This is a genomic window from Citrobacter sp. CK189 (genome assembly GCF_030333505.1).
In the GTDB taxonomy this organism is placed as follows: Bacteria; Pseudomonadota; Gammaproteobacteria; order Enterobacterales; family Enterobacteriaceae; genus Citrobacter_B; species Citrobacter_B koseri.
Genome location: NZ_JAOWFV010000040.1, coordinates 138420 through 150697, shown reverse-complemented (window position 1 = coordinate 150697; position 12278 = coordinate 138420). Strand labels below are relative to the sequence as shown.

Sequence of the window (12278 nt, the reverse complement as noted above, 5' to 3'; positions counted from 1 at the left end):
AGCGACGGGAGAGAAAAAGGAGGAAAAGGGTTGGTGAATGAGGGGCGTCAGTCAACGCAGGAGTGCCGTCGTTATCTGGCGGCACTCCTTTACGCTTTACCGTTCAGAGATATAGCGGGCAACCGTCGCTTTCGCGCCGTTTTCCAGCAGCGACAGGTAAGCCTGCGTTACCTGCGCCACAAACAGCGGCTCATGCGGTAATTCGTTCCCGAAAATGGCCTCCACGCCCAGCAGCGCTTTTACCCGCGCCTCGCCTTCCGCGCTCTGCATCACCGCATTCTGCAAGACCGGCAACAGCGGATCGCTAACGTCAATACGGTTTCCCTGTTCATCCACCCCGCCGACGTAACGCATCCAGCCCGCAACGCCCAGCGCCAGCAGATCGAAACGATGGTGGTGAACCAGGTGCCAGCGAACGGAATCCAGCATGCGCTGCGGCAGTTTCTGGCTGCCGTCCATTGCAATCTGCCAGGTACGGTGACGCAGCCCCGTGTTGCTGTAGCGCGCAATCAGCATATCGGCATAGCGGGTGAGATCCACCCCCGTCACGTTCAGCGTCGGCGCCTGCTCTTCCAGCATCAGCGCCCTCGCGGCGCGTCGGAAGTGCTCATCTTCCATACACTCATTAATGTGCTGATAGCCGGAAAGATAACCCAGATAAGCGAGGAAAGAGTGGCTGCCATTAAGCATACGCAGCTTCATCTCTTCAAACGGCAGCACGTCAGCCACCAGTTCGGCTCCGGCCTTTTCCCATTCCGGGCGGCCTGCGACAAAGTTATCCTCGATAACCCACTGGCGGAATGGCTCGCAGGCCACGCCTGCCGGGTCGCGCACGCCGGTAAGCTGTTCAATCTTATCCAGCGTTTCCGCCGTCATCGCCGGGACGATACGATCCACCATCGTGGAGGGGAACGTCACGTTCTGCGCAATCCAGGCAGCCAGCCCGGCATCAACGGCTTGCGCATAGGCGCATATTACGTTGCGCATAACATGACCGTTTTCCGGCATATTGTCGCAGGACATCACGGTAAACGCCGGGAGACCCGCCGCTCTGCGGCGCGCCAGCGCGGCGACAATAACGCCCGGCGCTGATTTTGGCTGCTGAGGGTTTTGCAGATCGGCAACGATAGCCGGGTGATCGAGCATCAACTGGCCGGTAGCCGGAGAGTGGCAGTAGCCTTTTTCCGTGATCGTCAACGATACAATGGCAACCTGCGGCTCGCACATGGCAGCCAGCACCGTTTCCAGACCATCCACCTGCGCATGCAGCGCGTTCTTCACTACGCCAACCACGCGGGCGGTCCAGGCATCGGCCGACATTTCCGCCACCGTATAGAGGCGATCCTGATTTTTCAGATCGGCGATCTGCTGCTCGCCGCCAATCAGGTTAACTTCGGTGTAGCCCCAGTCGCTGCCGTGTTCCGCAGCCAGAATATCCGCATAAACGGCCTGATGCGCACGATGAAACGCGCCGAATCCCAGGTGAACAATTCGCGGAACCAGCGCGTTGCGATCCCAGTTCGGAACGGTGGCATTCGCGTGTAATAGCTTATTTTGCATCTTTCTACTCACTGTATAAAAAGAAGGATTGGCGGCAGCAGGCCTATTGCGCCCTTGCTGCCGCCAGGCTGTCTCAGCTCAGTATGGAGGTGGGTTCAGCGGGCTTTACCCGTTCAGGCGCGCTTTGACACCAGAGCGAGTCATAGCTGTAGCCCGTCAGGTCTTCCACAATATGGCGGGCTTCCGGCGTCACATCCTGTTTAAGACCGTCCGCTTTGAGGCGTTCAATTTCGTCCACGAAAATTTTGTGCGTGCGCTTATTCAGATGGAAGGTCAGCGCTTGCCACAGTGCAATGATCAGAAGCCCGGCCGTACCAACGAACAGCAGCATGGCAATAGTCGTGATCGCTTCCTGCGGCTGCGTCTGGCTGCCTTTCACGAAGCCGCCGCTTTGCAGAAGCAGGCCCACGGCAAAGGTCGCAATAGCTACCGTTGTCTTACGGGAGAACGTCATGACGGCGGCAAACAGCCCTTCACGGCGCTGACGGGTGATCATTTCGTCAATGTCCGGGATGAACGGGAACACGTTCCACGGCGTGAACTCCAGAATGCAGCGCCCGACCTGGTAAACCCCGGCGAGAATCACCAACAATACGATTTTGTTGTCGGTCGGGAACTGGTAAACCAGGAAGAACCCGCCCAGGCACAGCATCATCAGGCTGTAGGAGAAGACATAGAGGCGAGAAGGGCCATATTTAATAATCGCCACGCCCGCCGCCAGCGTGACCGGCAAGCCGACGATACTCATCGACAGCAATGTTCCCGCCAGCGAGGATGAAACATTCAGGCAGTAGACGCAGAAAAAGACGAATACGGTGTTGTAGACATCCTTGGCGGTAAAGGAGAAGAGATAGATCGCCAGATGTTTACGGAACGCGCGCACTTTTAACGTTGAGGCATACTCTTTGAACAGGTTGCCAAACGCCGCCAGTTTTTCGCCAGCGGTCATCGGCTGACGCTCTTTTTCCATTTCCGCCAGCATTTCCGGCGTCAGTTCACGTTCCCAGGTCACTTTCCAGGAGATAAACACACAGACCGTAAACAGCACGGCAAATACAACGCCGTTGATCAGATATGCATCCGCGTTGTTTTCACCCAGCCAGCCGATCAGCAGGCCCGGAATAAAGGTGGCAAGGAACGTCCCGGATGCCGACAGGAACATGCGGCACGTTGACAGTTTGGTACGGTCATTGAAGTCTTTGGTCATCTCAGACGGCAGCGTTTCCCACGGGATCAGCACCATAGCGGCGATAATCTCAAAGGCCAGGTACACAGCGAGATAGAACCAGAAGTTCATGCCGTTCATCCATAACAGGATGTAAACCAGCATGAGTGGCGCGCCAATGAGCAGGAAGAACCGGCGGCGGCCAAATTTCTTGCCCAAATAATGCTTATAGAAATGGTCCGTGAAGCTGCCCATAAACAGGCTCACGATCGCATCGACAATACGCGCGATCGCCACAATAGACGCCGCTTCAATCGGCGACAGACCAACAAAGGTGGTATAGAAGAAAAGCAGCCAGGCACCGATAACGGTAAATGCGCCGCCCCCCATGATATCCGTCAGGCCGTAGCCGATACTGACGGGAATGGTGACTTTTCTGTTCTTACGGGTCATCGTTTATTCCTGCATCAGTCTTATCGAAAACGGAAATAGCGGCGGGCGTTATCCACGCAGATGCCACGAATCATGTTATTGAGGATCGCATCGTCCTCCGGCACTTCCCCTCTTTCGACCCACCCGCCAATCAAATCACAGAGGATTCGGCGGAAATAATCGTGTCGGGTATAGGAGACAAAGCTGCGGGAATCCGTCAGCATACCAATAAAGTTAGAGAGTAATCCCTGATCGGCAAGCGCATTGAGCTGATTCACCATGCCGCGTCGCGTATCGTTAAACCACCAGCCGGAGCCAAATTGCAGCGGGGATTTCACGCCATCTTCACCGCTCTGGAAATTAGCGATGGTGGAGGCAACCACATCGTTATAGCTGGCGTTGAGGTTATAGAGGATCGTTTTCGGCAGACCGTTGTTTTCCGCCATTGCGTTCAGCAGACCATTCAGGCTTTCCGCAAGGTGCGTCTGATCGCCAATGGAATCAAAGCCACAGTTAATGCCGATTTTTTCGAACATTGGCGTGTTGTTGTTGCGAATCGCGCCAAAGTGAATCTGCATTGCCCAGTCGCGCTGTTTGTACATTTTGGCTAAGGCGACAAAAATAAGGCTATCCCAGGCCTGAAGTTCATCTTCACTCAGCGCATCACCTGCCAGTCGGCGCTGGAACAGCGAGGCCTGCCCGGCAGCATCAAGCGGGCGAAAACGAACGGCCAGCGGCCCATGATCCGACACCCGGCAACCCGTGCTGTGGAAAAAATCGACGCGCGCTTCAAGCGCCGCGAGAAACTCATTCAGAGTGGTAATGGTTTTTCCGGTTTTCTGCGACAGGCGAGAAACAAACGTCAGGAAACGATCGGGATGCGTTTCAAACAGTTCATCGGGACGGAAGGTCGGCAGCACGAGCGTTGAAAAATCACGCTTTTCCGCCAGTCGCTGATGATATTCCAGATCGTCAAGCGGCCCATCGGTTGTGCAAAGCGCTTCAACATTTGAACGGGTAATTAACGCCTGCGGTAAAAAATCATCGCGACGTAATTGTTCATTACACTGCGCCATAATCGTGCGCCAGTTCTTACTGTTTAGCGTTTCCTCAATCGCGAAATAATATTTCAGTTCAAGATGAGTCCAGTGATACAGCGGATTACCAAAACTGGCCTCAACGGTTTGCGCCCACGCTTCAAATTTTTCCTCTGAAGAGGCATCGCCGGTAATTTTCCGCTCGGGTATGCCATTGGCGCGCATCGCCCGCCATTTATAATGGTCCCCTTCCAGCCAAAGCTGGGTAATATCGGAAAAAGGTTTGTTTTCCCAAATCGCTTTCGCTTCAAGATGGCAGTGATAGTCAATAATAGGTAACGTCTTAGCCAGCTCAGAATACAACCGCTGACCCGGTTCGTTATTTATCATAAAACTTTTATTTATCATGGACATAATTACTCCGCACAAGGGGATGGCTTTTGCTAAAACGTCCCCAGGTTGAGGCTAAAATCGGTGTATGACAGGTACTTAATAGCCCCGACATTACCCCTCCCGCCCATTTAAAGTCTACTACCATACAAGTGTAATTAAGAAATTTGTGACTTAAATCATGTTATGCAACTTTCAATAAAAAAATCACTTTCAGTCATAATGGCGTGTATTAATCCCTGTGCTATAGCGGTTATTTTCACGATAAACGACAAATAAGAACAAACTGATCATTATATTTTACAAAATTAAAACACTTACCGGAAATAAGCTTTCCAGTAAAAGCTTCCCCTTAACGGAAATGTATATTCCTGGCGGCATTTAATCTTTTTTCTACGGTAAGGTTGATCAAATTGTCATTACTGAATATGCTAGTAAATACTAGTATGGTATGAAGTCAAATATACGAAATACGCAATAAGATAAGAAAGGCGGACAAAGAATGCAGATGACAATGCGCTGGTTTGGGCCACAGGAAGACAAAATCCCGTTGGAATACATTCGCCAGGTGCCGGGTGTAGAAGGCGTCGTCGGGGCGCTCTATGATGTCGCCCCTGGGGAAGTGTGGCCGGTTGAAAAAATTAAGGCGCTGGTTGAGCAGGCGCACGCTGCGGGCCTGAAGATGGAAGTCATCGAAAGCGTCAATATCCACGATGACATCAAAATCGGCACCCCGGAACGCGATCGCTATATTGAGAATTACAAGCAGACGATCCGCAACCTGGCGGGCTTTGGCATAAAGGTCATCTGTTATAACTTCATGCCGGTCTTCGACTGGATGAAAACGGACATGAACTACGTCCTGCCGGACGGTTCTCTGACGATGGCCTTTGAAAAACATGGCATTGATAAGACGCTGGAAGAGGTCGTAAAAGAGGTTCTGGATAACTCCAACGGTTTCGCATTACCGGGATGGGAACCTGAGCGCCTGGCTAAAGTGCAGGAATTATTCGCGCGCTACAGTGGGGTGGATGACGACAAGCTGCGGGAAAACCTGTTTTATTTCCTCCGGGAGATTATTCCCGTGTGCGAAGAAGTGGGCGTGAAAATGGCCATTCACCCGGACGATCCGCCGTATTCTATTTTCGGCCTTCCGCGCGTGGTCAAAAACCACGCCGACCTGGCGATGATTTGCGATGCCGTTGACTCTCCGGCGAATGGCATCACCCTCTGTACCGGTTCGATCGCTGAAGATCCAGAAAATAACGTCTATGAAATCCTGGCTGAATTCACGCGTCGCGAGCGCCTCCATTTTGCGCACGTACGCAACATTAAGCTGATCAAAGATAAAGACTTCTACGAGTCGGCCCACCCTTCGCAGTACGGTTCGCTGGACATGTACCGCGTAATGCAGGCGCTCCACGATAACGGCTTTGATGGCTACATCCGCCCGGATCACGGTCGCTTTATCTGGGGAGAAACGGGACGCCCAGGCTATGGTCTTTACGACCGCGCGCTCGGCGTCACTTACCTGTCAGGTCTCTGGGAAGCGCTGGAGAAAAAATAAAGTCCGTTGTGAATCACGATGTAACGAGATAAAAAACCCGCCATTTTGCGGGTTTTTACTTGCCGTACCCCTCAATATCACCGCTTTTCTCACCAAAGTTGATCCAGACGCTATTTTACGAAAAAACGCTTGATGCAAAAATTGATCTTGATGATAATCATTCTTGTTATCATGTTTATTATCATTTTCATAACGGATGCGCCCGCTATGCATAACACTATGGCTGCAATAATAAAAAACAACGCTCCGCTTTCTCCTTCAGGCACCAAACGCCAGATAGACAGCAAAGTATTGCTCGGCGAAGAAGGCTGGGTACTGATTGAGCATAAGGGTGAACATTATCTGCTCCGCCAGACGCAATCCGGGAAACTGATCCTGACTAAATAAATAACCAATTTCGCCAGCCACCCAGGTCTCCCCCCAGGCAGCCAGCACTTTTCAATTTCCTTATGGAGAGTTGTTATGTTACGCCTGCAATCTGCCTCTTTGCGCCCATCTCTGCTGGCGCTGGCAATCGTTAGCACCCTGCCAGGGGCGGCTTACGCGACCACAGACGATATCACCGTCACTGCGACCGGTAATGCGCGCAGCACCTTTGAAGCCCCCATGATGGTGAGCGTTATCGATACGTCCGATCCCGAAAACCAGACCGCCAGCTCGGCAGCCGATCTGCTGCGTCCTGTTCCAGGGATCACCCTGAGCGGAAGCGGGCGAACCAACGGCCAGGATATCAGTATGCGTGGCTATGACCGTCGCGGCGTACTGATTCTGGTGGATGGCGTTCGTCAGGGAACCGATACCGGGCACCTCAACAGCACCTTCCTCGATCCGGCGTTGATCAAACGTATTGAGATCGTTCGCGGCCCTTCCGCACTGCTGTACGGCAGCGGCGCGCTGGGCGGCGTGATCTCTTATGAAACCGCCGATGCGAAAGATCTGCTTCAGGAAGGCCAGAACAGCGGTTTCCGCGTCTTTGGCACCGGCGGCACGGGCGATCACAGTCTGGGAATGGGCGCCAGCGCCTTTGGCCGAACCGATAACCTTGATGGACTGGTGGCATGGTCCAGCCGCGATCGTGGCGACCTGCGTCAGGGCGATGGCTCCACGGCGCCAAATGATGAATCGATCAATAACATGCTGGCAAAAGGCACCTGGTATATTAACGATGCGCAGGCGCTGAGTGGGTCATTACGTTACTACAACAACGACGCGCAAGAGCCGAAGAACCCGCAAACAATTGATGCCTCCACCAGCAACCCTCTTGTGGATCGCTCGACCATCCAGCGCGACATGCAGCTCTCTTACAGGATCGCGCCGCAGGGCAACGACTGGCTGAATGCCGATGCCAAAGTGTACTGGTCTGAAGCGCGCATCAACGCCCAGAACGTCGATAACACGGGCGAATTTCGCAAACAAACCACCAAAGGCGGAAAAGTTGAAAACCGCACGCGTCTCTTCAGCGACGCTTTCGCCTCTCACCTGCTGACGTATGGCGGAGAGTATTACCGTCAGGAGCAAAAACCCGGCGGCGTGACAACCGGCTTCCCGGAAGCAAAAATCGACTTCAGCTCCGGCTGGTTGCAGGATGAAATCACCCTTCGCGACCTGCCCGTCACCCTGCTGGGCGGCACGCGTTACGACAACTACCGCGGCAGCAGCGACGGCTATGACGATGTTGATGCCGATAAATGGTCATCCCGCGCCGGGTTAACCGTCAGCCCGACAGACTGGCTGATGCTGTTTGGCTCTTACGCCCAGGCATTCCGCGCGCCGACAATGGGTGAAATGTATAACGACGCAAAACACTTCTCCATTGGCAGCTTCTACACTAACTATTGGGTGCCAAACCCTAACCTGCGCCCGGAAACCAACGAAACGCAGGAGTACGGTTTTGGTCTGCGTTTCGACAATCTGATGCTGTCCAACGATGCGCTGGAGTTCAAAGCCAGCTACTTTGATACCAAAGCAAAAGATTACATCTCCACGACCGTCGATTTCGCCGCCGCGACCACCATGTCTTACAACGTCCCGAACGCCAAAATCTGGGGCTGGGATGTGATGACGAAATATACCGCTGATCTGTTCAGCCTCGACGTGGCCTACAACCGCACCCGTGGGAAAGACAAGGATACCGGAGAGTATATCTCCAGCATTAACCCGGATACCGTCACCAGCAAGCTGAATATTCCCGTCGCGCAGAGCGGCTTCTCCGTTGGCTGGGTAGGAACGTTTGCCGATCGCTCAACGCATATCAGCAGCGAATACAGCAAACAGCCGGGTTATGCCGTCAACGACTTTTACGTTAGCTACCAGGGACAGCAGGCGCTGAAAGGCATGACCACCACGCTGGTGTTGGGTAACGCCTTCGATAAAGAGTACTGGTCGCCGCAGGGCATCCCGCAGGACGGGCGCAACGGCAAGATTTTCGTGAGCTATCAATGGTAATCACCCGCCCCGGTTCGCCGGGGCAAACACTGGAAGGAAGAGACAATGAACCACTACACACGCTGGCTTGAGCTAAAAGAACAACATCCTGGTAAGTACGCGCGTGACATCGCTGGTTTACTGGGGATCAGCGAGGCGGAGCTGACGTTTGCCCGCGTCGGTCATGACGCATGGCGGCTGCGCGGCGACACGCGTGAAATTTTCGCGGCGCTGGAATCCGTTGGCGAAACAAAATGCATCTGCCGCAACGAGTATGCGGTACACGAGCAGGTCGGCGCATTCACCAATCAACACCTGAGCGGTCACGCCGGGCTGGTGCTGAACCCACGCGCGCTCGATCTGCGCTTATTTTTAAATCAATGGGCCAGCGTGTTCCACATTAAGGAAGCGACCGCCCGCGGCGAGCGCCAGAGCATTCAGTTCTTTGATCATCAGGGCGATGCGCTCCTGAAGGTGTATGCCACGGACAACACCGACACCGCCGCCTGGAACGAGCTTCTGCAACATTTTATCGTGACCGAGAATGCGCCGCTGGCGCTGAAAGCGGCTGAAACCCCTGTTAACGAAACGGCTGCCGATGCCGTGACCGTCGACAGAGAGTGGCGCGCGATGACCGACGTTCACCAGTTCTTCACGCTGCTCAAGCGCCACAACCTGACCCGCCAGCAGGCTTTTGAACGGGTCGCTGACGATCTGGCCTGCAAGGTGCCGAACAGCGCGCTGGCGCAGCTCCTCGACGCCGCCCTTAAAGACGGCAATGAAATCATGGTGTTCGTCGGCAACAGAGGCTGCGTGCAAATTTTCACCGGCGTGGTCGAAAAAGTCGTGCCGATGAAAGGCTGGCTGAATATTTTCAACCCGACGTTTACGCTGCACCTGCTGGAAGAGACGATTGCCGAGACCTGGATAACCCGCAAACCTACCGCAGACGGCCACGTCACCAGTCTGGAACTCTTTGCGCATGACGGCACGCAAATCGCTCAGCTTTACGGTCAGCGTACGGAAGGCGAACCAGAACAGACACAGTGGCGCAAACAGATTGAGGCGCTGATACCAAAAGGGCTGGCGGCATGAAAAAACTGCTTGCCCTGATTGCCGCCCTGCCGCTGACGGTTCTTGCCGCGAAACAGGATAAGATCGTCGCGCTCGGCGGAGATGTCACCGAGATCGTGTACGCGCTCGGCGCACAGTCTTCGCTGGTCGCCCGCGACAGCACCAGCCAGTGGCCGCCGGAGGCCACTGCCCTGCCGGATGTGGGGTATCTGCGCCAGCTAAATGCCGAAGGTATCCTCGCCACGCGTCCCGATCTTGTGCTGGCAAGCAGCCAGGCTCAGCCCTCGCTGGTACTCAAACAGGTCGAGCAAAGTCATGTTCGGGTCATTACCGTACCGAGCCGCAACGACCTGCGCGTCATCGACGAGAAAGTGCAGGTCATCGCCAACGCCACCGACCGGGTGGCTGAAGGCGAGGCGCTGCGCCAGACGCTGAATAAAGAGATTTCCGCGCTGCCGACCACGCCGCTCAATAAGCGGGTGCTGTTTATTCTTAACCACGGCGGAATGAGCGCGATGGCCGCCGGACAGCAAACGGGAGCGGATGCCGCCATTCGCGCGGCAGGGCTACAAAATGCGATGCAGGGCGTCTCCCGCTATCAGCCGCTCTCACAGGAAGGCGTGATCGCCAGCCAGCCCGATCTGGTGGTGATTCCCCTGGAGGGATTAACGGCGATGGGCGGCGAAGAGAATCTCTGGAAGTTACCGGGACTGGCGCAGACCCCTGCCGGGCGCAATAAGCAGGTGTTCGCGGTTGATGATATGGCGCTGCTCGGTTTTAGCGTGCGTACGCCTCAGGCGATTCAGCAGCTACGCGCGAAAGCGGAGTCATTGCCCTGATGCCACGGCGGATCACGCTTTCTCTGTATACGCTGGCGCTGATGCTGGCAGTGGTGACGGTCGTGGCAAGCGGTTTTGGCGCATTACGCCTGCCGCTCAGCCTGCTCTGGCATGACGGCGACGACGCGTTACGCCAGATCTGGTTCAACATTCGTCTGCCCCGGGTTCTGCTCGCGCTGGTGATTGGCGGCTCGCTGGCGCTGGCCGGGTGCGTGATGCAGGGGCTCTTTCGCAACCCCCTCGCCGATCCGGGACTGCTCGGCATCAGCAGCGGCGCGGCGTTAGCCGTTGCGCTGTGGGTCGTCCTTCCGCTCACGCTGCCTCCCCTGATTATGCTGTATGCGCCGATGCTGGCGGCATTCATTGGCGCGCTCATCGCAACGGTCGTTATTTTCCTGCTCAGCCGACAGCGGGACAGTTCGCTCTCCCGGCTGCTGCTGGTCGGCATCGCCATTAATGCGCTATGCGGTGCGGCAGTAGGCGTGTTGTCGTGGATCAGCAATGACACACAGCTACGCCAGCTCTCGCTATGGGGAATGGGCAGCCTTGGCCAGGCACAGTGGTCAACGCTGCTGGCGGTCGCCTCTTTGATGATCCCAACGGTATTTCTCATCTGGCGTCTTGCTGGCGCGCTTAACCTGCTGCAACTGGGAGAGGAAGAGGCGCATTACCTGGGCGTCGATGTCCGGGTTGTTCAGCGAATCCTGCTGATCTGTAGCGCGTTGCTGGTGGCGGCGGCTGTCGCCGTCAGCGGCGTGATCGGGTTTATCGGTCTGGTCGTGCCGCATCTGATACGGATGTGGTTAGGGGCGGACCATCGTGCGGTAATCCCCGGCTCCGTGCTGGCGGGCGCCTTTCTGCTGCTGATTGCCGATACCATCGCCCGAACGCTGGTTGCCCCGGCTGAAATGCCCGTCGGGCTGCTGACCAGTATTCTGGGCGCGCCGTGGTTCCTGTGGCTTATTTTCCGCCGGGGAGGTCAGTATGGCTGAACGTTTTCTCGCTGACAGCGTCAGCTACGCAGCTGCGGGCAGAACAATTATTCGTGATATCTCGCTCTCCCTGCCCCAGGGAGAACTGCTGGCATTAATTGGCCCCAACGGTGCCGGGAAATCGACGCTGTTAAGGCTGCTCACCGGTTATCTCACTCCGGCAGACGGGCGTTGCCTGCTGGCCGGCAAACCGCTTGAGCAATGGCCTGCGCAGACGCTGTCCCGCTACCGCGCGGTCATGCTTCAGCAAACGCGAATGGGGTTCGACTGGCCCGTTAAGGCCGTAATCGGCATGGGGCGAATGCCCTGGACGCAGCAGCCCGAAGCGGCGGTGATCCATCAGGTGATGCAGCTTACGGAATGTTTGCCGCTGGCGGGAAGACGCTACGCTTCCTTGTCCGGCGGCGAACAGCAGCGCGTACAGCTGGCGCGCGCGCTGGCGCAGCTATGGTGCGACGGCTCCCCACGCGGCTGGCTTTTTCTTGATGAGCCCACCTCCGCGCTGGATCTGTTCCATCAGCAGCATTTACTGCGGTTGCTGAAAACGCTGACCCGTAAGGGCCATCTGCATGTTTGCATCGTGCTGCACGATCTCAACCTGGCGGCCCTGTGGGCGGATCGAATCGTGTTGCTGCATGGCGGCAACATCGTTGCCGAAGGCGCACCCGCCGAGGTTCTGCAAGCCGATACGCTAACCCGCTGGTACGGCGCGGAAGTCCACGTCGGAACACACCCGACAAGCGGCGGGCCGCAGATCTTCCTCGCGCCTTAACCGGGAAATGCCGGATAACGGCTTCG

The 12278-nt window shown here is 55.8% G+C and carries 10 protein-coding genes; 7 read left to right on the top strand and 3 right to left on the bottom strand.

What is annotated here, in order from left to right; translation table 11 throughout:
* Positions 1–96 precede the first annotated feature (96 nt).
* From OGV83_RS19045 to uxaC, 3 genes are all read right to left on the bottom strand, one after another.
* Positions 97–1560, bottom strand: coding sequence for a mannitol dehydrogenase family protein (locus OGV83_RS19045; protein ID WP_049011920.1), 1464 nt, complete (start codon positions 1558–1560; stop codon positions 97–99).
* A gap of 73 nt (positions 1561–1633) precedes the next feature.
* Positions 1634–3178 carry an MFS transporter gene (locus OGV83_RS19040; RefSeq protein WP_047459551.1) on the bottom strand — a complete coding sequence of 515 codons (1545 nt, stop codon included), beginning with the start codon at positions 3176–3178 and terminating at the stop codon, positions 1634–1636.
* A 20-nt stretch (positions 3179–3198) separates the two neighbouring features.
* Positions 3199–4608, bottom strand: a complete 1410-nt coding sequence (gene uxaC, locus OGV83_RS19035; RefSeq protein ID WP_101744334.1) for a glucuronate isomerase — start codon at positions 4606–4608, stop codon at positions 3199–3201.
* 478 nt (positions 4609–5086) lie between these two features.
* Between uxaC and uxuA the strand changes: the two genes are divergently transcribed.
* The 7 genes from uxuA (at position 5087) to OGV83_RS19000 (ending at position 12252) form a co-directional block, all read left to right on the top strand.
* A complete protein-coding gene (gene uxuA, locus OGV83_RS19030) occupies positions 5087–6151 on the top strand; it encodes a mannonate dehydratase (RefSeq protein ID WP_286464356.1) in 1065 nt (354 codons plus the stop codon).
* 150 nt (positions 6152–6301) lie between these two features.
* Entirely contained in the window at positions 6302–6538 is a 237-nt protein-coding gene (gene hemP / locus OGV83_RS19025) for a hemin uptake protein HemP (protein WP_077956852.1), read from the top strand.
* Positions 6539–6613: 75 nt separating this feature from the next.
* Complete coding sequence (locus OGV83_RS19020) at positions 6614–8596, top strand: TonB-dependent hemoglobin/transferrin/lactoferrin family receptor (RefSeq protein WP_012134511.1); 1983 nt, start codon at positions 6614–6616, stop codon at positions 8594–8596.
* Between the two features lie 45 nt (positions 8597–8641).
* Complete coding sequence (gene chuS, locus OGV83_RS19015) at positions 8642–9670, top strand: hematinate-forming heme oxygenase ChuS (RefSeq protein WP_049011923.1); 1029 nt, start codon at positions 8642–8644, stop codon at positions 9668–9670.
* Complete coding sequence (locus OGV83_RS19010) at positions 9667–10488, top strand: heme/hemin ABC transporter substrate-binding protein (protein ID WP_286464353.1); 822 nt, start codon at positions 9667–9669, stop codon at positions 10486–10488. The genes chuS and OGV83_RS19010 overlap by 4 nt, the downstream gene beginning before the upstream one ends.
* Positions 10488–11480 carry a FecCD family ABC transporter permease gene (locus OGV83_RS19005; protein WP_047459566.1) on the top strand — a complete coding sequence of 331 codons (993 nt, stop codon included), beginning with the start codon at positions 10488–10490 and terminating at the stop codon, positions 11478–11480. Before OGV83_RS19010 ends, OGV83_RS19005 begins: the two co-directional genes overlap by 1 nt.
* Positions 11473–12252: a heme ABC transporter ATP-binding protein gene (locus OGV83_RS19000; RefSeq protein WP_286464351.1), complete on the top strand. Its 780-nt coding sequence runs from the start codon at positions 11473–11475 to the stop codon at positions 12250–12252. Before OGV83_RS19005 ends, OGV83_RS19000 begins: the two co-directional genes overlap by 8 nt.
* Positions 12253–12278: the final 26 nt, after the last annotated feature.